Origin of the sequence: Nonomuraea sp. NPDC049486, assembly GCF_040676925.1 — a bacterium.
Classification (GTDB): domain Bacteria; phylum Actinomycetota; class Actinomycetes; order Streptosporangiales; family Streptosporangiaceae; genus Nonomuraea; species Nonomuraea ferruginea.
Map to the genome: position 1 here is coordinate 14,976 of NZ_JBFAPV010000014.1, position 19,964 is coordinate 34,939.

Here is a 19,964-nt window from a genome sequence, read left to right on the forward strand (position 1 = left end):
TAACTCTCCCGCAACGACTTATTCGGGTGGTTCGCCCTGCCCCAGCCGGGCGGCGCGCTCGGCCAGCCGGGCCTCGCGCTGGCGCAGCCGCTCCTCGCGCTCGCGGGCCTTCTCGGCCTCCTTGAGGACCTTCTCGCGCTCCTTCTCGGCCTCCTTGAGCTGGCGCTCGCGCTCCTTGAGCTCGCGGAGCCTGGCCTTCTCCGCCTCGCGCAGCTCGCGCTGGCGGGCCTTCTCGGCCTCCTTCAGCTCCTTCTCGCGCGCCTTCTCCAGCTCGCGCAGCTCCTTGTCGCCGGCGCGCGGCTTGGCCGGCACCTGCTGGCGGGTGGTCGCGGAGAGCGCCGGCTGCGGGTTCAGCCCGGTCAGACCGTTCCAGGCCAGGTTGACCAGGTGGGCCGCGACCTCCTCGCGGGCCGGCTTGCGCGCGTCGAGCCACCACTGGCCGGTCAGCGCCACCATGCCGACGAGCATCTGCGCGTACATCGGCGCCAGCTTCGGCTCGTAGCCGCGCTCCGCGAACTCGTCGGCCAGCACGTCCTCCACCTGGCTGGCGATCTCGCTGATGAGGCTGGCGAACGTGCCGGTACCGGAGGCCGCGTGGGAGTCGCGGACCAGGATGCGGAAGCCCTCGCTGCTCTCCTCGATGTAGCGCAGCAGCGCCAGGGCGGCGCGCTCCAGCTTGACGAGGGCGTGGCTGGCGGAGAGCGCCTCGGTGATCATGCTCAGGAGCTTCTGCATCTCCCGGTCGACGACCACGGCGTAGACGCCTTCCTTGCCGCCGAAGTGCTCGTAGACCACCGGCTTGGAAACCTGCGCCGTCGCGGCGATCTCCTCTATCGAGGTCCCGTCGAACCCCTTCTCGGCGAACAGCGTGCGACTGATCAGGATCAGTTGCTCTCTGCGCTCTCTACCGGTCATGCGCCTGCGCGAACGGGATTCGGTCACGGTTCCCATAATGGCGGTGACAGGCGGATCACCGGCCACCGCCGTCGAAATATCAGACAATCCGCTTCGCCGCCAGCCTCTCCGGCGACGGCCAGCGGACGTCGTGGGCCCAGCCGAGCTTCTCGAAGAGCCGGATGATGGCCGCGCTGATGTCGATCTGGCCCTTCAGCGCGCCGTGCCTGGCGCAGGTCGGGTCGGAGTGGTGCAGGTTGTGCCAGGACTCGCCGAAGGACGGGATGGCCAGCCACCAGACGTTGCGCGACTTGTCGCGGACCTGGAACTCCTCCTCGCCGAACACGTGGCAGATCGAGTTGATCGACCAGGTGACGTGGTGCAGCAGGCCGATGCGGACCAGCGTGCCCCAGAAGAAGGCGGTCAGCGCGCCCTGCCAGGACCAGGTGACCAGGCCGCCGATGACGGCGGGCAGCACGATCGAGGTGAGGGCCAGCGCGCCGAACCACCGGTGCAGCCTCATCACGTCCGGGTCCTTGACCAGGTCGGGGGCGTACTTCTCGCGGTTGGTGCGCTCGGCGTCGAACAGCCAGCCCATGTGGGCGTAGAGCAGGCCCTTGGACATCGACCTGAAGCCGGGCCCGAAGCGCCAGGGGGAGTGCGGGTCGCCCTCCTTGTCGGAGAACTTGTGGTGCTTGCGGTGCGTCGCCACCCAGTCGAGCACGGACATCTCCAGCGAGAGGCTGCCGGCGACGCCCAGAGCGATCTTGAGCGGCCGCTTGGCCTTGAAGGAGCCGTGCGTGAAGTAGCGGTGCAGCCCGACGGTCACGCCGAGCCCGGAGACCACGTAGAAGACGCCGGCGATGGCGATGTCGGTCCAGCCGAGACCCCATCCCCAGGCGAAGGGGACCGCCGCCGCGATCGCGACCAGGGGGAGCCCGACGACGAGCGCGAAGGTCACGAGTTCGGCTTTGGTGCGTGGCTCTGGTTCGAAGTCGGGCTTCGGGCCGGGTGTCGAGCGCTCGGCAAGAACGGTCATGGGCAACCTCTCTGGATCTTTCCGGGACTAATGTCCTTCCTACGTCACCGTAACCTACGCAAACGTAAGTTAGGAAGACCTCAATGTGCCGGACTGCCCCGGCGTGTAGCCGGTATTCGGGGCGCGGACCCGGGCGCGGGGTCGGTATCGTAGGGATGTGTCGGGCGCCTGGCGTCTGGCCGGTCCCGGATCGTCTAATCGGCAGGACAAGTGGTTTTGGTCCACTTTGTAGGGGTTCGAATCCTCTTCCGGGAGCTTTACCGCCGCTCCCCCCATAGGGGCGCCACATGGCGGGCAGGTATTCTCACGGTGTCGGGAGGGTGGCGGTGCGGTAGCCGCGCCTTTGCCCTGATCAATCAATCCACAGGGAGCCTCAGTCCGTGAGTGTGCCGCGCCCGGCAGCAGTCATCGTCCTCGCCGCGGGCGAGGGCACCCGGATGAAGAGCCAGACCCCGAAGGTCCTGCACGAGCTGTGCGGCCGAGCCCTGGTCGACCACATGCTCGCCGCCGCCCGTGACCTCGGCCCCGAGCGGCTCGTCGTCGTCATCGGCCACGCGCTCGAACGCGTCGGCGGCCACCTCGCCCGCACCAGCCCCGACGCCCGCGCCGTCGTCCAGCGCGAGCAGCGCGGCACCGGCCACGCCGTCCGCACCGTCCTGGAGGAGGTCGGCACGATCTCCGGCACGGTCCTGGTCACGTACGGGGACGTCCCGCTGCTCCGCGCCGAGACCATGGCCGAGTTGCTGGAGCGCCACGACTCCGACGGAAACGCGGTCACCGTGCTCACCGCCGAGGTCCCCGACCCCACCGGCTACGGCCGCATCGTGCGCGACGCGGACGGCGCCGTCATGGAGATCGTCGAGGAGAAGGACGCGAGCGCGGAGCAGCGCGCGATCAGGGAGATGAACTCCGGCATCTACGCCTTCGACGGCGAGCTGCTGGCCGACGCCGTCAAGCGGGTCTCCACCGACAACGCCCAGGGCGAGGAGTACCTCACCGACGTGCTGGCGATCCTGCGCGGCGACGGCCACCGCGTGGGCGCCTGCACCGTCGCCGACCACACCGAGGTCGAGGGCGTCAACGACCGCGTCCAGCTCGCCTTCGCCCGCAAGGTGCTCAACCGGCGGCTGCTGGAGCGCCACATGCGCGCCGGCGTCACCGTCGTCGACCCCGACACCACCTGGGTCGACGTGGACGTCGTGATCGAGCCCGACACCGTCATCCACCCCGGCACCCAGCTCCACGGCCGCACCGTCGTCGAGGCCGGCGCCGAGGTCGGCCCCGCGACCACGCTGACCGCCACCCGGGTCGGCGCCGGGGCCGTCGTGCGCAACGCCGTCGCCGACCAGGCCGAGATCGGCCCGGAGGCCAGCGTCGGCCCCTACTGCTACCTGCGCCCCGGCACGGTCCTCGGCCGCAGGTCCAAGGCCGGCACCTTCGTCGAGATGAAGAACTCCAAGGTCGGCGAGGGGTCCAAGGTGCCACACCTGACCTACGCCGGCGACGCCGACATCGGCGACGGTGCCAACATCGGCGCGGCCGTGGTCTTCGTCAACTACGACGGCGTCGAGAAACACCGCACCACGGTGGGCGACGGCGCCTTCGTGGGATGCGACACCATGCTCGTCGCCCCGGTGACGATCGGCGACGGCGCCTACACGGCGGCCGGCTCGGTCATCGACGGCGACGTGCCACCCGGGGCGATCGGGGTGGCGAGAGCGCGTCAGCGCAACATCGAGAAATGGGTCTTGCGCAGGCGCGCGGGCACGAAGTCGGCAGCGGCCGCCGAGCGGGCGCTGGCCGAGCAGCAACAGCGGGAGAATGGCTCATGACCAGCATCAAGCAGCCCGGAGAGAAGAACCTCATGCTCTTCTCCGGGCGAGCGCACCCGGCGCTGGCCGAGGAGATCGCCGAACACGTCGGCGTCTCCCTCACCCCCACCAAACTGACCGACTTCGCCAACGGCGAGATCTACGCCCGCTACCTCGAATCCGTACGAGGCTGCGACGCCTTCGTGATCCAGGCTCACACCGAGCCGATCAACCAGTGGATCATGGAGCAGCTCATCATGGTCGACGCGCTCAAGCGGGCCTCCGCCAAGCGCATCACCGTGGTCATGCCGTTCTTCGGCTACGCCAGGCAGGACAAGAAGGGCCGCGGCCGCGAGCCCATCACCGCCCGGCTGATGGCCGACCTGTTCAAGACCGCCGGCGCCGACCGGCTCATGTCGATCGACCTGCACACCTCGCAGATACAGGGCTTCTTCGACGGCCCGGTCGACCACCTGTTCGCCATGCCGGTGCTGGAGAGCCACCTGAAGAACCGGCTCGATCTGGCCAACACCACCGTGGTCTCGCCCGACACCGGCCGGGTGCGGCTCTCGGAGCGCTGGGCCGACACGCTCGGCACCCCGCTGGCCTTCATCCACAAGCGCCGCGACCTCGACGTGGCCAACTCGGTGAAGGTCAACGAGGTCGTCGGCAAGGTGCGCGGCCGCACCTGCGTGCTGATCGACGACATGATCGACACCGCCGGCACCATCTGCAAGGCCTCCGACGCCCTCTACGAGCAGGGCGCCACCAACGTGATCGTCGCCGCGACCCACGCGGTCTTCTCCGACCCCGCGGTCGACCGGCTGAAGAACTCCCGCATCTCCGAGGTCATCGTCACCAACACGCTGCCCCTGCCGCAGGAGAAGCAGTTCGACAAGCTGACCGTCCTGTCGATCGCGCCGCTCATCGCCCGCGCCATCACCGAGATCTTCACCGACGGCTCGGTGACCAGCCTGTTCGAGGGCGACTCCTAGCCACCGGCGGCGGGCCCGGCAGCCGACGCTGACGGAGCCCGCCGCGCGACGCTATAGACTGACCAGGTTGCGCTCGTAACGCCTTCCGCTAGGGCGGGTGAGGGGGAGCGCAGTAATCCGATCTCTGCATCCCTAGGAGATGTCGTGTCTGAAGTCCGTATCGCCGCCGAGCCGCGCACCGTGTTCGGCAAGGGCGCCGCCCGCAAGATCCGCCGTGACAACAAGGTGCCCGCCGTCCTCTACGGGCACGGCATCGAGCCCAAGCACCTCACGCTGCCCGGCCACGAGGTCCTCCTCGCGCTGCGCACCGCCAACGTGCTGATCCGCCTGGAGGGCGACGGCGTCAACGAGCTGGCGCTGCCCAAGGGCGTCCAGCGCGACCCGATCAAGGGCTTCGTCGAGCACGTCGACCTGCTCCTGGTCAAGCGCGGCGAGAAGGTCACCGTCGAGATCCCGGTCAACACGGTCGGCGTCGTCAACCCCGAGGGCCTGCTCGACCTGCAGTTCACCACGCTGTCGGTCGAGGCCGAGGCCACCAACATCCCGACCGGCGTCGAGGTCGACGTCGAGGGCCTGCAGGTCGGCGCCGCCATCACCGCCGCCCAGATCCAGCTTCCGGAGGGCGCCTCGCTCAAGGAGGCCGACCCGGAGACCGTGATCGTCCAGGTGATCGCCAAGCCGACCGAGGCCCCGGCCGAGGAAGAGGGCCCCGTGGTCGAGGAAGCGGCGACCGCCGAGGCCGCCGCCGAGTGACGTCCGGTGACGGGGCAGCGGGCCGTGCGCCCGCTGCCCCGTCCCGTTCTGAGAGGAACACATGGACCGCTGGCTGATCGTCGGGCTCGGCAACCCCGGTCCCGGCTACGCGGGCAACAGGCACAACGCGGGCTTCATGGTGCTCGACGAGCTGGCCGCCCGGGCGGGCGGGCGGTTCAAGGCGCACAAGAGCCGGGCCGAGGCGCTGGAGACGCGGGCCGCCGTCCTGGCCAAGCCGCTGACGTACATGAACCTTTCCGGCGGGCCGGTCAAGGCGCTCGCCGACTTCTACAAGATCGGGCCCGATCGGCTCATCGTGGTGCACGACGAGCTCGACGTGCCGTACGGCGCGCTCCGCGCCAAGCTGGGCGGCGGCGACAACGGCCACAACGGGCTCAAGTCCATCACCAAGAGCCTCGGCACCCGCGACTACCTGCGGGTCCGGTTCGGCATCGGGCGCCCGCCCGGCCGTATGGACCCCGCCGCCTTCGTGCTGAAGGACTTCGCCACCGCCGAGCGCAAGGACCTGCCCTTCCTCGTCGACCGGGCGGCCGACGTGGCCGAGTCGCTGATGGAACGCGGGCTCGAAGCCACCCAGAACGACTTCCACCGGTCAGATCTCAAGATTTCCGGCCCTCCTCGCTGATCCCCGCATAGAGACGTTCGCGGGCGGCACCCCTCACCCACCGCTACGATCTGGTGACTGTGTGTCAACTATCGGTCACGGGGAGGGCGCGTGCGTGAGGGATCTCGTGGCGAAGGGCTGGCCGTCGTCGAAGCCGGCCCTTCCCTCGCCTGGCCTGCGGGGCCCAGGCGGCCCACCTGGGTGCGCGGCTACCAGATCCGCGCCATGGCCGCCGACCTGCTCGCCGCCTGCCTCGCCGCCACCGCCGCCTTCTGCTGCAGGTTCGGCGACGTCACCGCCTACGCGCTGCCGTACCTCCTGCTCAGCGCGGTGCTGCCGGCGGTGTGGGTGTGCGCGGTCGCGCTCAACAGGGCGTACGAGCCGCGCATGATCGGCATCGGCTCCGAGGAGTTCCAGAGAATCGTGCGGTGCGGCGTCGGGCTCACCGCGGCCCTCGCCGTCGGCTCGTACCTCACCAAGGCCGACGTCGCCCGCGGCTACGTGGTGCTCGCGCTGCCGCTGGTCACCCTGCTGACGCTCGGGTTCCGGTACGCGCTGCGCCGGAGTCTGCACCGGCGCAGGGCCGGAGGCGCCTGCATGCGCAGGGTCCTGGCCGTGGGCCACGGGCCGTCGATCGACGAGCTGGTGCGGTTGTTCCGGCTGGAGCGCCACCACGGGCTGGACGTGGTGGCGGCCTGCCTGCCCGACGGCGCGTCGCCCAGTGGCGTGACCCAGGTGCCCGTGGCCGGCCACTTCAGCGACGTGCCGCTCGTCGTCGACCAGGTGCAGGCCGACACCGTGGCCGTGCTCGCCTGCCCCGAGATGGACGGCGTGGCGCTGCGCCGGCTGGCCTGGCGGCTGGAGGCGACCCACACGGAGCTGGTGGTGGCCCCGGCGCTGATGGACGTCGCCGGGCCGCGCACCACGATCAGGCCCGCGGCCGGGCTGCCGCTGCTGCACGTCGAGCACCCCCAACTGGCCGGCGCCCGCCAGCTCGTCAAGAACGTGTTCGACCGCCTGGTGGCCGCCTCGCTGCTGGTGCTGCTTTCCCCGCTGCTGGCCGGGCTGGCGATCGCGGTGCGCGCGACCAGCCCGGGGCGGGCGCTGTTCCGCCAGACGCGGGTGGGGCGCGACGGCCGGCTCTTCACCATCCTGAAGTTCCGCACCATGCGGCGCGGGTCGGAGCGGCAGAAGCTCACGCTGGTCAGCGACGGCGACGGCCCGCTGTTCAAGGTCCGCCACGACCCCCGGGTGACCCCGCTCGGCGTCTACCTGCGCCGCTACTCGCTCGACGAGCTGCCCCAGCTCATCAACGTGCTGCTCGGCCACATGTCGCTGGTCGGGCCGCGTCCGCCGCTGCCCGAGGAGGTGGCGCGCTACGGTGACGACGTGCGCAGGAGGCTGCTCGTCCGCCCGGGGCTGACCGGGCTCTGGCAGGTGAAGGGCCGGTCCGACCTGTCCTGGGAGGAATCCGTCCGACTGGACCTGCGTTACGTGGAGAACTGGTCGCTCACGCTCGATCTCCAGATCCTGTGGAAGACTTGGTCGGCCGTCGCACGTGGGCAAGGAGCATATTGATGACGAATCGCGACGACCACACCGTCGCAGCCGATCTGGCGACCGAGGCGGGAGCTCTCCTGCTGGCGGTCCGCGAGCGCGAGGGGTTCGGCGACCCCGGCGCGCTGCGCGCGAAGGGCGACAGGGCCGCCCACGAGTTCCTGATGGAGGCGCTGGCCCGGCTCAGGCCCGACGACAGCGTCCTGTCGGAGGAGGCCACCCGTGAGGAGCGGCTCGACCCGCGCAGGCTGAGCGCCGACCGGGTGTGGATCGTCGACCCGCTCGACGGCACCCGCGAGTTCTCCGAGGAGGGCCGCGCCGACTGGGCCGTGCACGTCGCGCTGTGGGAGCGGGGCCGGCTGGCGGCCGGCGCCGTCGCCCTGCCCGCCCAGGGCCGCACGCTGACCACGGCCGAGCCGCCCAAGCTGCCCGCCGCCCCCGAGGGCCGCTTCCGCATCGCGGTGAGCCGCACCCGCCCGCCGGAGTTCGTGCGGCGGCTGGCCGACCACGTCGGCGCCGACCTGGTGCCCATCGGATCGGCGGGCGCGAAGATCTCCGCCGTGCTGACCGGAGAGGTCGAGGCCTACGTGCACGCCGGCGGCCAGTACGAGTGGGACTCCGCCGCGCCGGTGGCCGTCGCACTCGCCGCCGGGGCGCACGCCAGCCGCATCGACGGCACGCCCCCGGTCTATAACCAAGCCGACCCCTCACTACCCGATATCCTGGTTTCCCTACCCGACTTGGCGCGATCACTGCTCGCCGGGATCCGGGACCTGCACCGCTGAACCGCCGGAGGAAGACCCTCATGCTCCAGCGCGACTACACCACGTCGCAGCTCGACGTACTCGAAGCCGAGGCCATGCACATCATGCGCGAGGTGGCGGCCGAATTCGAGCGACCCTGTCTGCTCTTCTCCGGCGGTAAAGACTCGATCGTCATGCTACGCATCGCCGAGAAGGCGTTCTGGCCCGCGCCCATCCCGTTCCCGCTGATGCACGTCGACACGGGCCACAACTTCGAGGAAGTGATCGAGTTCCGCGACCGGCGGGCCGCCGAGCTCGGCGCCCGCCTCGTCGTGGCGAGCGTCCAGGACGCCATCGACAGCGGGCGGGTCACCGAGGACACCGGCAGGCGGGCCTCCCGCAACCGGATCCAGACCGTCCCCCTGCTCGACGCCATCGAGGAGCACGAGTTCGACGCCGTCTTCGGCGGCGCCCGGCGCGACGAGGAGAAGGCCAGGGCCAAGGAGCGGGTGTTCTCCTTCCGCGACGACTTCGGTCAGTGGGACCCGAAGAGTCAGCGCCCCGAGCTGTGGAACCTCTACAACGCCCGCATCCGCAGGGGCGAGCACATCCGGGTCTTCCCGCTGTCCAACTGGACCGAGCTCGACGTCTGGGACTACATCCGGCGTGAGGGCATCGAGATCCCCTCCATCTACTTCGCCCACACGCGCAAGGTCTTCGAGCGCGACGGCATGCTGCTGCCCGACAGCGACGTGGTCCAGCGCGGCGACGACGAGCCGCTCTTCGAGGCCGTCGTACGCTACCGCACCGTAGGCGACATGACCTGCACGGGCGCCGTGCAGTCGAAGGCCGCCACGGTCGAGGAGATCATCGAGGAGATCGCGGTCACCCGGATCACCGAGCGCGGGGCCACCAGGGCCGACGACCGCGCCTCGGAGGCCGCCATGGAGGACCGCAAGCGGGAGGGCTACTTCTAATGGACATTCTTCGCTTTGCCACTGCGGGGAGCGTCGACGACGGCAAGTCCACCCTGATCGGGCGGCTCCTGTTCGACTCCAAGGCGATCTTCGAGGACCAGCTCGAAGCCGTCGAGCGCACCTCCCGCGACCGCGGCACCGAATACACCGACCTGTCGCTGCTCACCGACGGCCTGCGCGCCGAGCGGGAGCAGGGCATCACCATCGACGTGGCCTACCGTTACTTCGCGACGCCGCGCCGCAAGTTCATCATCGCCGACACCCCGGGTCACATCCAGTACACCCGCAACATGGTGACCGGCGCCTCCACCGCCGACCTGGCGATCATCCTGATCGACGCCCGCAAGGGCCTGCTGGAGCAGTCGCGCCGCCACGCCTTCCTGGCCTCGCTGCTGCGGGTGCCCCACCTGGTCCTCGCGGTCAACAAGATGGACCTCGTCGGCTACTCCGAGGACCGCTTCGAGGAGATCCGCGAGGAGTTCACCGCCTTCGCCTCGAAGCTCAACGTGGGCGACCTGACGTTCATCCCCATCTCGGCGCTGCACGGCGACAACGTGGTGTCCCGCTCCGAGAACATGCCCTGGTACCAGGGCTCCTCGCTGCTCCACCACCTGGAGAACGTGCACATCGCCTCCGACCGCAACCTGGTCGACGTGCGCTTCCCGGTGCAGTACGTGATCCGTCCGCAGAAGGCCACCGACCACGCCTTCCACGACTACCGCGGCTACGCCGGCCAGGTGGCCGGCGGTGTGCTCAAGCCCGGCGACGAGGTCGTCCACCTGCCGTCCGGGCTCACCACCCGGATCGCCGCCATCGACACCTTCGACGGGCCGGTGGAGGAGGCGTTCCCGCCCATGTCGGTGACGCTGCGCTTCGAGGACGACCTCGACATCTCGCGCGGCGACATGATCGCCCGGCCCAACAACCAGCCGCAGGTCGCCCAGGACCTGGAGGCGATGATCTGCTGGATGGGCGACGGGGCGAAGCTGGCGCCGCGCTCCAAGTTCGCCATCAAGCACACCACCCGCACGGCCCGCGCGCTGGTGCGCGACCTGCAGTACCGCCTCGACGTCAACACGCTCCACCGTGACGAGGAGGCCACCTCGCTGGGCCTCAACGAGATCGGCCGCGTCACGCTGCGGGTCACCCAGCCGCTGTTCGTCGACGACTACGGGCGCAACCGCCTCACCGGCGGCTTCATCCTGATCGACGAGTCCACCAACGGCACGGTCGGCGCCGGCATGATCATCGACTCCCGCTGACCTTCACGTCGCGCCGACACGGCGGCCCGGGCCTTCCGCCGAAGGCCCGGGCTTTCTGTCGCGGTGGGTAGATCCTTTTTACGTTTCGCGATCGTACGATTACTCTCCGCGCTAGAGTCTCCACGTTCCGTGTCCGCGAGGTGGAGCTCCGTCCGTGACCCCACGTGTGATCTTCCTGGGCGGCCTCGGCCGCAGTGGCACCACCCTGCTCGAACGCCTGCTCGGCGAGCTGCCCGGGGTGGCGCCGCTCGGTGAGGTGGTGCACCTGTGGGAGCGGGGTGTGCTGGCCGGTGAGCCGTGCGGGTGCGGGAGGGCGTTCCCGGCCTGCCCGTTCTGGCGGCAGGTGGGGGAGAGGGCCTTCGGGGGATGGACTCCCGGGCTGGCCGGGCGGGTGATGGCGCTGCGCCGCCGGGTCGACCGCACGCGCCGGCTCGGCCGCGCCCACGCCGACCTCCCCGAGTACGTCCGGGCCTACCGCCTGCTCTACGAGGCCGCGGCCGGGGTCGCGGGAGCCGGTCTGGTGGTCGACTCCAGCAAGCATGCCTCGCTCGCGTACTGCCTGCTCGAAGGCGGGCTGGACCCGCACATCGTGCAGGTCGTGCGCGAGCCGCGCGCCGTCGCCCACTCCTGGGGCAGGACGGTCGAGCGCCCGGAGAACGGCAGGCCGATGACCCGCTGGGGTCCCGTGCGCACCGCCGTCCACTGGACGGCCCAGAACCTCGCCCTGGAGCTGCTCGCCCGCCGTGGCGCCCGCGTCACCCGGGTCCGCTACGAGGACCTGGTGGCGGCGCCCGGCGACACGCTCGGGGCGCTGGCCGGCGAGCTGGGGCTGCCGCCGTCCCGGCTGCCCTTCCTGCACGGCGCCACCGCCCACCTGACCACCGCCCACACGGCGTCCGGCAACCCGATGCGGTTCGGGGCGGGGCCGATCGAGCTCTCCCGCGACGACACCTGGCGCCACGGGCTGCCGCGCCGCCGCCAGAGCCTGGTCGCCGCCCTCACCTGGCCGCTCAGAGCCCGCTACGGGTACGGGAGCGCGACATGACAGCTTCACCGGGAGGCCCTTCGAGGGGTGGCTCCGCCCCGTCGGTCGGTGTCGTGATCTGCACCCGGGGCGACCGGAGCGAGTGGTTGCGGGAGGCCGTCCAGGGGGTGCTGGCGCAGGACTACGCGGGGGCGTGCGAGGTGGTGGTGGTCGCGGACGGGGTCGACGTCCGCGTGGTGGAGGACCAGGTGGCGGGGCTGCCGGTGCGCGTCCTGCCCAACCGGCTCAGCCCCGGGCTGCCCGGGGCGCGCAACACCGGGATCGCCGCGTGCGGCAGCGACCTGGTCGCCTTCTGCGACGACGACGACGTGTGGCTGCCGGGCAAGCTGACCGCCCAGGTGGCGGCGATGGACGCCGGGGCGTGGTTCGCGAGCTGCGGGATCGAGGTCGAGTACGGCGGCCGGGTGGTGCCCAGGCAGGCCGGGACCGAGACGGTGACGGCGGCCGACCTGGTGAGGTCGCGGATGGTGATGGTGCACTCCTCGACGTTCCTCTTCCGGCGCGGGGTGATCTGGGTGGACGAGAGCGCGCCCGGCGGCCAGAACGAGGACTGGGACCTCGCCCTGCGCGCCGCCAAGAGCCGCCCGATCGCCTGCGCCGACCGGCCGCTGGTCCGCGTCCGCTGGGGCGGCTCCCACTACGCCTCCCGCTGGTCCGACCGGATCGCCGGGCTGGAGTGGATGCTGGCCCGCCATCCCGAGCTGACCGGCGACTCCCGCGGCGCCGCCCGCGTCTACGGCCAGCTCGCCTTCGCCCACGCCGCGCTGCGCCGCCGCCGCGCCGCCGCCCGGTGGGCCGCCCGCACCTGGGCCGCCCGCCCCGCCGAACCCCGCGCCCTGCTGGCCCTGGCCGTCGCCGCCGGTCTCCTGCCTGCCTCCGCGGTCCTCTCCCTTCTTCACCAGCGAGGACGTGGCATTTGACCGCCCAGACCCGGTCCCGTACGCCGGAGACCCTGAAGACCCGTGCCCACGGAGCGGCGCCGCCTCGTGCGCCGAGGGTGGTCGTGGGCGGGGTGGGGATCGACCCCGTCGGCGAGGACGAGGTCGTGGCGTGGGTGGCCGGCGAGCTGGCGGCGGGGCGCGGAGGGCGGATCGTGACGCCCAACGTGGACATCTGCCGGGCCGTGCGACGGGATCCGGGGCTCGCCGAGCTCGTGGCGGGGGCCGACGTGGTGGTGGCCGACGGGATGCCGCTGGTGTGGGCGGCCCGGCTGCGCGGGACGCCGCTGCCGGGGCGGGTGACGGGAGCGGATCTGATCTGGTCGTTGAGCGCGATGGCGGCGCGCGCCGGCTGGCCGGTCTACCTGCTGGGCGGGCCGCCGGGAGTGGCCGAGGCGGCGGCCGGGGAACTGGCGCGGCGCTGTCCCGGCCTGGAGGTGCGCGGGGTGGACGCGCCGCCGTACGGGTTCGACCGGACGGCGGAGGGACGGGAGCGGGTGCGGCGGAAGGTCGTGGCGGCGCGGCCGGCGATCGTGTTCGCCGGCTTCGGGTTCCCCCGGCAGGACCTGCTCATCGCCGAGCTGCGGCGCGACCTGCCCGAGGCGTGGTTCCTGGGGTGCGGGGCGGCCATCGGGTTCGCGGCCGGGACGGTGTCGCGCGCGCCCGCCTGGATGCGCCGCCGAGGGCTGGAATGGCTGCACCGGCTCATGACCGAGCCCCGGCGGCTGGCCAGGCGCTACCTGGTGGACGACCTGCCCTTCGCCGCGCGCCTGCTCGCCACGAGCGCGCTGCGCCGCTGCCTGCCGCGCGGACGGCGCGCGTAGCGGCCGGGCGACTCAAGCTCGGACGGTGGTCGTCTCCGGGCCGGTCAGCTCCCGGACGCGGGCGATCTCCGCCTCGGTGAGGCCGCGGGAGCCGGAGCGGGCGGCGAGGCGGGAGTCCATGGGACGGTACGCCGTGCGCGAGAGACCCGACCAGGCGAAGCCGCCGGCGGGCGGGCCGCCGCCGGTGCACGCCTGGACGATCCGGCGTTCGGCGGCGGGGCTCCAGCGCAGGCCGGCGTACCCGTACAGGTCGCGGAAGCCCGGCACCGGGTCGGCGGCCAGGTCGTCGTAGGAGGTCACCAGGATGCCGGGGACGCGCGACAGGATCGTGCGCGTCACCCGCCACAGCGCCGCCGCCTTGGCCACCCGGTCCTGAGAGCCGACCAGGGCGCGCAGGCGCAGCACCTCGGGGTGGTCGCGGACGAGCAGCGGTTGTTCGAGCAGTTCGTGGAAGTAGATCGTCCAGCCGAGCCGCTGCCAGCTCGCCACGAACGCCACCGGGTCGCGGACCAGGGCGATCACCCGGCACCCCAGCCGCTCGGCGAACCAGGCCGACGACAGCACCGCGAACGGGTCGTCCAGCAGCGCCCGCCGCCCCGTCAGCTGCCCGAGGGTGAACGCGGCACCGTACCGGACCATGCGCGCCAGATCGTACGGCGTGCGGTTGACCCGGAGTTCGGCGGCCCAGCCGTAGCGCAGGGCCACGGTGGCGCGGAAGGCGGGCAGCCAGGCGGCGGAGTTGTCGTCGCAGATGTACTGGAAGCGGTGCGAGACCCGGGCGCGCAGGACTCCGGGGCAGTGGCCGGGCGGGTGCTGCGGGTTGAGCGGCTCGTTCACGTAGACCAGCTCACCGCCGGCCGTCAGCATCTTGCCCGTCCAGCTCGTCCCGCTCCTGGGCAGCCCGGTGACCAGCACGGGCGGGCCGCTCACGCCGCCGCCCAGGTGCGCGGGCGGAGCGCGGCCAGGCTGTGGCGGCCGAACGGGCGCAGGCCGTAGCGGTGGTGGAGCTGCCAGAGCGGTAGCGCGTTCTTGACCAGCACGCCGCCCGCCCAGCCGATCGCCGCCCCCAGCGCGCCGTGAGAGGGGATCAGCGCCAGGTCCAGCGCGAGTGTGCAGGTGACGGCGGCGGTGAGGTTGAGCAGGCTGGCGGTGGTGTGGCCGGCCGCGGTGAGCACCACGTCGACCATGCCGCACCCCGTCGCCGCCATCATCGTGGCCGCCAGCACCAGCGCCACCGGCACCGCCGAGGCGTAGCCGGGGCCGAAGACGCGCAGCAGCCACGGCGCCAGCACGGCGTACCCGAGCCAGATCGGCCAGGTCGCCAGCACCAGCCACATGGTCGTCACCTGGTAGAGCTCCCTGACCCTGGACAGGTCGCCGTCGGCCAGCGCCTTCACCAGGCGGGGCTGGGCGGCCTGGGCGAGGCCCTGGCCGGCGAGTTGGCCGACGACCTTGAACCGGGTGGCGGCGGTGTAGACGGCGGCCTGGACCGGGCCGCCGAGCGCGGCCACGATCACGATGTCGAGCCGCTGGAACACCGCCTGGATCGCGCCCGCCGCCGACCGGGGCGCGGTGTGCCGCCACAGGTCGCGTGCCGTTCCCGGCAGGTAGGGGGTGCGCGGCGCCCGGCCGCGCAGGGCGAGCGCCGCCAGCGCCACGACGGGCAGGTACGGGAGCGCCCAGGCGAGGGGGAGCGAGGCGCCGGAGAGCCCGGCCATGGCCGCGGCCGCGACCAGGGCGAGCTGGGAGAGCGGCAGCAGCACCCCGTCCAGCAGCACCGTCGGGCGCATCGAGCCGAAGCCCCGGCAGGCGGCGAGCAGCACGTCGGCCACGGCGATGGCGGGCGGCACGAGCGCGAGCACGCCGAGCACCGGCCACAGCAGGAGGCCGGTGGCGGTCGCGACGACCGCCACCGGCACCAACGCCGCCCTGACATATCCCGAAACGCCGTGATATCCGTAGGTCTCGGCGCGGGCGATGAAGAACACCAGCCCGTTCCCCGCGTCCAGCTTCGCCACCCCGGCCACCATCAGCGCCAGCGCGATCGAGGTGAAGAACGCCCCGGCGACCTCCACCGGATAGGCCCTGGTCACCACCACGACCAGGAGGAACTGCGCCAGCGCCCCCACCGCCGCCCCGGTGACCCCGGCCAGCCCGCCCCGGGCGACCCGTCTCAGCACCGCCACGACGGCTCACCGCCCAGCCAGCGGACCAACCTCCGGTCGTGCTCCTCGAACCCGTCCATGAGCTCCCGCCGCAGCGAGTCGGGCAGCTGCTTGGGCCGCGGCCGCCAGTTGTGCCGGGAGAAGCCCGGGTAACCGAACCGCGCCACGCCGAGGAAACGCAGCAGCCGGTCGTAGACGGGCTCGGGCTCGGCGAAGAACCGGTGGCTGTCGATCACCATGATCCGCTCCCGCCCGAACAGCGGCTCCAGCCGTTCGAGCTGGTCGGCGTAGCGGCCGCGGGCCAGGTAGGCGAGGTGGCGGTGGGCGTGGTGCACGGCGTGCGGGCCGGTCCGCAGCAGCTCCTCGGCCCCGGCCACCCGCTCCTCCTCCAGCTCCAGCGCCCGCTCGAAGCTCTCCTCGGTCTCGAACCCGCGGGCCAGTTCGTGCGCGTGCGCCGAGCAGGCCCGCTCGACCGGGTCGCGCACCAGCACGATCAGCTTCACCCCTGGCAGATCGGCGGCGATGCGCTCGGCCGCCAGCGGGTGGAACAGGTAGTAGGGCGACGACTCGAACGCCTGCGGAAGCCCGCCGAACCGGCGGGTGAGCAGCGCCGTGCCGACCTTCAGCGGGAAGTGCGCCCGGTACCACTGCAGCCCGCGCCAGTAGTCGGTGTCGAAGTAGTGCACGCCCTTGCGCAGCACCGGCTTGTAGAGCAGCGGATGCTGCGCGAGCGCCCGGTACATCGAGGTCGTGCCGCACCGCTGGGCGCCCATGATGAGGAACGACGGCAGGATCCGCGCGGCGGAGGTCATCCGCCCGGTGGTCCTGGACACGGACAGCGCCGTCTGCTTCGCGGTCTTCACAGCAGGGCCTCCTGATAGTCGACGAGGGGGTTCAGCCAGTGGCCCGGCGGGCCGAGCGGCTCGTGGCCGTCGGCGGCGTGCCGGTCGGCCAGCGCGATCAGGTAGCGCAGCGCCGTCTGCCTGGCCTGCGCCGCCGACAGCCCGAGCGGGGCCAGCGTCCGCCCCGACCGGGCCAGGCAGGCACGCGCCGCCGTGGCCGGGTCCATGCGCCGCAGCGCCCGCTGGAAGAGGTGGTGCAGGGCGTCGAACCCGTACGGGACGCCGGTCTCGTACCGTTCCCAGTCCCACACGAGCAGCCGCCCGTCACCGGAGGGCGCGAGGTTCCACGGTGAGAGGTCGCCGTGCCAGGCGTGCCCGCCGGCGTCGCCGGTGGCCGCGATCTCCTCGACCGCGCGGGTCAGCAGCGAGGCGGTCACCCGCCCCCGGCGCACCGGCAGCGGCGACAGCGCCAGCACGGTGAGACCGTGCCAGCTCCCGTGGTGGAGCACCGAGGGCACGACGACGGTCTTCAGCGCCCGGCCGGCGAGCCGGTCCAGCGCGGCGGCCTCGTTGGCGACCAGGGCGCGGCTCCGCGCGGTGTCGCCGATCTTCACGTACGCGATCCGCTCGCCCCCGCGGTACGCCTCCAGCACCGGCTTACGGTTGGCCCGGCGCGCGGGCCGTACGTGCACCACGGTCTCCACCGGGGCGCCGAACACCTCGCCCAGATGCTCGGCGATCGACCCGTGCGTGGGCAGCGCGAGCGGCCGGCCCGGATGCCACCAGCGGCGCGGCGCCAGCCGGCGCGGCAGCCGGGCGTGGGGCAGCAGGGTGTAGGCGCGCTGCCCGCCGGGGCCGGGGTAGAGCAGGTCGATCGTGCCGGCCAGGTAGATCAGCCGGATCCGGGCGTCGTTCATGAGGTGTTCCTCCACAGCAGCGCGAACGAGATCGCGTAGAGGCTCAGCGGCGTGACCAGGCCGTCGTAGACGAGCATGTAGAAGAGGACCAGGCACATCACCAGCACCCCGGCCAGCCCGATCGGCGAGCGGTCGGCCCAGTGGCGGCGGATCGCCCCGGCGAAGAACGCCACGTAGAGCACCGCCCCGGTGAGCCCCTGCGAGATCAGCAGCAGCCAGAGCTGACCGTCGCTGCCCAGCGGCGGGTGGCCGCAGCCGGGGCACCACGAGGTCTTGCCGGTGGTGATCGAACGATGGCTGCCCATGGCGCGCCGGGTGTTGCCGTAGCCGATGACGGGGGAGTGGCCCGTCGCCGCGACGGTGGCCGAGACGGTGAAGGCCCGGATGTCGTTGGAGTGCGGGCTGTCCAGCCGCTTCGCCACCAGGGGAGCGAGCGGGCTGAGCACGAACGCCAGCGCCGCGGCGGCCGTCACCGCGCAGAGCGCCATCCGGGTCCGGCCCCCCACCCGGAGGGCGAGATAGAGCACGGCCAGCCCGAGCGCGATCCACAGCCCCCGGTTGAGCGAGTAGACGATCGGCACGGCCGCCACCGCCACCAGCGCCACGGCCAGCATCCGGCGGCGGCGCGAGCCGTACACCCACCAGCCGACCACGAACCAGATGAGCAGCACCGACAGGTTGCCGCCCCAGGCGTTCGCCCACTCGAAGGGCGCCTCCGGCCTGGGAAGCGCGTGGCCGAGCACCTTCTGCGTCTGCCCGGCGGTCGGATGGACGAGGTTCTGCACGAACGGGTGCTCGGAGATCCAGTCGGGCAGCACCAGCTCCAGCGGGGAGGTGAAGGAGAGGCCGGGCACGAACACGCCGAGCAGCCCGCCCGCCACCGCCGTGAGGAACAGCACCCCGAGCATCCGCACCAGCCGCAGCTGCGGCAGCTCCCGCTCGGTGAGGTTGCCCAGGTAGACCACCAGGATCAGGGCCGCCACGTACAGCGCCAGGCGCATCCCGTAGCCGATCAGCCGGCCCGCGCCGAGCTCGCCGTAGGTGCCGGGCGGCATCTCGCCCAGCATCAGGCCGCTCAGCAGGTAGCCGGCGATCAGCAGCACCCACAGCCCGAAGCCGGGCGGCACCCTGACCGGCCTGCGCCGCCACAGGATGACCGCCATGGGCACGGCCAGCACGACCACCGACAGCCCGCCGAACCCCAGCGCCCACCAGAGCGGGTAGCCGAGCAGCAGCGCCGCGACGGGCCATGCGGGTCCTCTCACGTCGCCGAGCCGGGGGGCCGCCGCATCGGGTGCATGGGCGCGGTGGTCCTGGCGCCGATGCCCGTCTCGATCTCGCCGCTGGCGACGAGCTTGCCGAGCGAGGTGTGCTGGCCGCGCGGCGCCCGGACGGGCTCGGCCGTCAGGTCGGTCGTGGTGACCGCGCCGATGATGGGCACGCTCTGCCTGCTGAGCAGCCGTACGGTGGACGCCACGTCGGAGGCGTCGGCCCCGTCGAGGCCGATCAGCAGGAGCGCCGCGTCCGCTCTGGCCAGGTCGCCCACGTCGGTGCCGTCGAGCACGGCCAGCGGCACGTTCGCGGCCAGCGGCACGGCCACCGGCGTGCCGCCGAGCGCCGGGGGGACCGCCTTGACCAGCAGCCGCTTGCCGGGACACGAGGCGAGCACGGCCGAAGAAAGCTCGTGCAGCGCGCCGTGGTCGAGCGGGCGGGTCACGTCGGCCAGCACGGGCAGCCCGGTAAGCCGTTCGACGTCGGCCGCCGTGCGCAGCCGGGTGTCGAGCCGGTCGCGCGCCTGCGCGGCCGCCGCCCCGATCAGCAGCCCGGCCATGAGCCCCGACCCGAGGTGCAGCGGTAGGCTGGGCGAGCTGGGGTCCTGGGGAGGGGTGGCGGCGCTGATGACCTCTCCGGGCGTCACCGTGACCGTCTTGAGCGCGTCGTACTTCTGGGTCAGCACGGCGACCTGCCGGGAGAGCACGGTCTGCCGGAGCGCCGCGCGGGTGTGCTCGGGGCCTCCTCTGGGCAGCGCGGGCAGCTCGCCTATGACCGTGGACAGGGCGGCGTTCGCCTGCCGCAGCTTGACGGCCACGAGCTGCTGCTGCGCCGCGATCTCCGCGCGCGCGCTGTCGGCGCGGTGTTCCAGGTAGGCCTGCGCGTACGCCCGTGACTGCAGCGCGGCGTCGCCGGGCTCGGCGGCGGTGACCGAGATCGTCAGCACCGACGAGTTGGGCGGGACGGACACCTCGACGGGTTCGAGGTCGGCGGTGCCCGCCTGCGCGGCGGCCCTGGTGGCGACCACCGCCGACTGGGCGATCTGTGCCTCGGTGTCGAGGTTGAGCTGCTCGCGCTGCCGGCTGGTCACCTGGTTGCCGGGCTCCGGGACGCCCACCGAGGTGACCAGCACGTAGGTGGTGGCCGTGTAGGCGGGCGGGGTGACGCGCATGATCGCCAGCCCCACGGTGCCGCCCGCGAGGAAGCATCCCAGGAACAGCAGCCAGCGCCGGCGGAGCAGGGCGAGATGGTCTCCCAGATCGGCGCCGGAACGGTGAACCGGACGGTCCGGCGGCAGGCTCATGA

The 19,964-nt window shown here is 72.4% G+C and carries 19 protein-coding genes and 1 tRNA gene; 12 read left to right on the forward strand and 8 right to left on the reverse strand.

The genetic code is table 11. From position 1 onward, the window contains the following. Positions 1–18 precede the first annotated feature (18 nt). Both AB0K05_RS33385 and AB0K05_RS33390 read right to left on the reverse strand, forming a co-directional pair. Positions 19–951, reverse strand: coding sequence for a TetR/AcrR family transcriptional regulator (locus AB0K05_RS33385; protein WP_148029105.1), 933 nt, complete (start codon positions 949–951; stop codon positions 19–21). Between the two features lie 43 nt (positions 952–994). Further along, the gene (locus AB0K05_RS33390) at positions 995–1,933 is read right to left on the reverse strand and encodes a fatty acid desaturase (protein ID WP_364234525.1); all 939 of its coding nucleotides are present in this window, start codon (positions 1,931–1,933) and stop codon (positions 995–997) included. 183 nt (positions 1,934–2,116) lie between these two features. On the opposite strand from AB0K05_RS33390, the gene AB0K05_RS33395 reads away from it, so the two are divergent. The 12 genes from AB0K05_RS33395 (at position 2,117) to AB0K05_RS33450 (ending at position 13,463) form a co-directional block, all read left to right on the forward strand. Further along, positions 2,117–2,188: transfer RNA gene (locus tag AB0K05_RS33395), tRNA-Gln, on the forward strand. Positions 2,189–2,313: 125 nt separating this feature from the next. After that, complete coding sequence (gene glmU, locus AB0K05_RS33400) at positions 2,314–3,765, forward strand: bifunctional UDP-N-acetylglucosamine diphosphorylase/glucosamine-1-phosphate N-acetyltransferase GlmU (protein WP_364234527.1); 1,452 nt, start codon at positions 2,314–2,316, stop codon at positions 3,763–3,765. Continuing rightward, positions 3,762–4,739, forward strand: a complete 978-nt coding sequence (locus AB0K05_RS33405; protein WP_148029108.1) for a ribose-phosphate diphosphokinase — start codon at positions 3,762–3,764, stop codon at positions 4,737–4,739. Before glmU ends, AB0K05_RS33405 begins: the two co-directional genes overlap by 4 nt. A 144-nt stretch (positions 4,740–4,883) precedes the next feature. Next, entirely contained in the window at positions 4,884–5,492 is a 609-nt protein-coding gene (locus AB0K05_RS33410) for a 50S ribosomal protein L25/general stress protein Ctc (RefSeq protein WP_364234530.1), read from the forward strand. A gap of 61 nt (positions 5,493–5,553) precedes the next feature. Continuing rightward, positions 5,554–6,138 carry an aminoacyl-tRNA hydrolase gene (gene pth, locus AB0K05_RS33415; RefSeq protein ID WP_148029110.1) on the forward strand — a complete coding sequence of 195 codons (585 nt, stop codon included), beginning with the start codon at positions 5,554–5,556 and terminating at the stop codon, positions 6,136–6,138. Between the two features lie 204 nt (positions 6,139–6,342). Continuing rightward, positions 6,343–7,695 (forward strand): sugar transferase, encoded by a 1,353-nt coding sequence (locus AB0K05_RS33420; protein ID WP_364234813.1) that lies wholly within the window; start codon positions 6,343–6,345, stop codon positions 7,693–7,695. After that, on the forward strand, positions 7,695–8,459 hold the full coding sequence (locus AB0K05_RS33425) for a 3'(2'),5'-bisphosphate nucleotidase CysQ (RefSeq protein WP_187280932.1): 765 nt from the start codon (positions 7,695–7,697) through the stop codon (positions 8,457–8,459). The genes AB0K05_RS33420 and AB0K05_RS33425 overlap by 1 nt, the downstream gene beginning before the upstream one ends. A 20-nt stretch (positions 8,460–8,479) precedes the next feature. Continuing rightward, positions 8,480–9,394 carry a sulfate adenylyltransferase subunit CysD gene (cysD, locus tag AB0K05_RS33430; RefSeq protein ID WP_148029112.1) on the forward strand — a complete coding sequence of 305 codons (915 nt, stop codon included), beginning with the start codon at positions 8,480–8,482 and terminating at the stop codon, positions 9,392–9,394. Continuing rightward, entirely contained in the window at positions 9,394–10,656 is a 1,263-nt protein-coding gene (cysN, locus tag AB0K05_RS33435; protein ID WP_148029113.1) for a sulfate adenylyltransferase subunit CysN, read from the forward strand. The genes cysD and cysN overlap by 1 nt, the downstream gene beginning before the upstream one ends. Positions 10,657–10,810: 154 nt before the next feature. Beyond that, positions 10,811–11,701, forward strand: coding sequence for a sulfotransferase (locus AB0K05_RS33440; protein WP_364234534.1), 891 nt, complete (start codon positions 10,811–10,813; stop codon positions 11,699–11,701). Continuing rightward, positions 11,698–12,621: a glycosyltransferase gene (locus AB0K05_RS33445; RefSeq protein ID WP_364234536.1), complete on the forward strand. Its 924-nt coding sequence runs from the start codon at positions 11,698–11,700 to the stop codon at positions 12,619–12,621. Before AB0K05_RS33440 ends, AB0K05_RS33445 begins: the two co-directional genes overlap by 4 nt. Continuing rightward, positions 12,618–13,463 carry a WecB/TagA/CpsF family glycosyltransferase gene (locus tag AB0K05_RS33450; protein WP_364234539.1) on the forward strand — a complete coding sequence of 282 codons (846 nt, stop codon included), beginning with the start codon at positions 12,618–12,620 and terminating at the stop codon, positions 13,461–13,463. The genes AB0K05_RS33445 and AB0K05_RS33450 overlap by 4 nt, the downstream gene beginning before the upstream one ends. Positions 13,464–13,475: 12 nt before the next feature. Here AB0K05_RS33450 and AB0K05_RS33455 read toward each other — a convergent pair whose 3' ends face one another. From AB0K05_RS33455 to AB0K05_RS33480, 6 genes are read right to left on the reverse strand one after another with little or no spacing between them, the layout of a single operon-like run. Continuing rightward, positions 13,476–14,393 (reverse strand): sulfotransferase, encoded by a 918-nt coding sequence (locus AB0K05_RS33455; RefSeq protein ID WP_364234541.1) that lies wholly within the window; start codon positions 14,391–14,393, stop codon positions 13,476–13,478. Beyond that, positions 14,390–15,649, reverse strand: a complete 1,260-nt coding sequence (locus AB0K05_RS33460; protein WP_364234543.1) for a polysaccharide biosynthesis C-terminal domain-containing protein — start codon at positions 15,647–15,649, stop codon at positions 14,390–14,392. Before AB0K05_RS33460 ends, AB0K05_RS33455 begins: the two co-directional genes overlap by 4 nt. Next, positions 15,637–16,491: a sulfotransferase gene (locus AB0K05_RS33465; RefSeq protein ID WP_261808289.1), complete on the reverse strand. Its 855-nt coding sequence runs from the start codon at positions 16,489–16,491 to the stop codon at positions 15,637–15,639. The genes AB0K05_RS33460 and AB0K05_RS33465 overlap by 13 nt, the downstream gene beginning before the upstream one ends. After that, positions 16,488–17,387 carry a hypothetical protein gene (locus AB0K05_RS33470; RefSeq protein ID WP_364234545.1) on the reverse strand — a complete coding sequence of 300 codons (900 nt, stop codon included), beginning with the start codon at positions 17,385–17,387 and terminating at the stop codon, positions 16,488–16,490. Before AB0K05_RS33470 ends, AB0K05_RS33465 begins: the two co-directional genes overlap by 4 nt. Continuing rightward, complete coding sequence (locus AB0K05_RS33475; RefSeq protein WP_364234547.1) at positions 17,384–18,652, reverse strand: hypothetical protein; 1,269 nt, start codon at positions 18,650–18,652, stop codon at positions 17,384–17,386. Before AB0K05_RS33475 ends, AB0K05_RS33470 begins: the two co-directional genes overlap by 4 nt. Then, entirely contained in the window at positions 18,649–19,962 is a 1,314-nt protein-coding gene (locus AB0K05_RS33480) for a Wzz/FepE/Etk N-terminal domain-containing protein (protein ID WP_364234550.1), read from the reverse strand. The genes AB0K05_RS33475 and AB0K05_RS33480 overlap by 4 nt, the downstream gene beginning before the upstream one ends. Positions 19,963–19,964 lie beyond the last annotated feature (2 nt).

Coding starts and splice junctions, on each gene's coding strand:
- AB0K05_RS33420 (WP_364234813.1), top strand. CDS start 6,343: ATGGCCGCCGACCTGCTCGCCGCCTGCCTCGCCGCCACCGCCGCCTTC.
- AB0K05_RS33480 (WP_364234550.1), bottom strand. CDS start 19,962: ATGAGCCTGCCGCCGGACCGTCCGGTTCACCGTTCCGGCGCCGATCTG.
- AB0K05_RS33405 (WP_148029108.1), top strand. CDS start 3,762: ATGACCAGCATCAAGCAGCCCGGAGAGAAGAACCTCATGCTCTTCTCC.
- AB0K05_RS33390 (WP_364234525.1), bottom strand. CDS start 1,933: ATGACCGTTCTTGCCGAGCGCTCGACACCCGGCCCGAAGCCCGACTTC.
- pth (WP_148029110.1), top strand. CDS start 5,554: ATGGACCGCTGGCTGATCGTCGGGCTCGGCAACCCCGGTCCCGGCTAC.
- AB0K05_RS33425 (WP_187280932.1), top strand. CDS start 7,695: ATGACGAATCGCGACGACCACACCGTCGCAGCCGATCTGGCGACCGAG.
- AB0K05_RS33445 (WP_364234536.1), top strand. CDS start 11,698: ATGACAGCTTCACCGGGAGGCCCTTCGAGGGGTGGCTCCGCCCCGTCG.
- cysD (WP_148029112.1), top strand. CDS start 8,480: ATGCTCCAGCGCGACTACACCACGTCGCAGCTCGACGTACTCGAAGCC.
- AB0K05_RS33470 (WP_364234545.1), bottom strand. CDS start 17,387: ATGAACGACGCCCGGATCCGGCTGATCTACCTGGCCGGCACGATCGAC.
- AB0K05_RS33385 (WP_148029105.1), bottom strand. CDS start 951: ATGGGAACCGTGACCGAATCCCGTTCGCGCAGGCGCATGACCGGTAGA.
- cysN (WP_148029113.1), top strand. CDS start 9,394: ATGGACATTCTTCGCTTTGCCACTGCGGGGAGCGTCGACGACGGCAAG.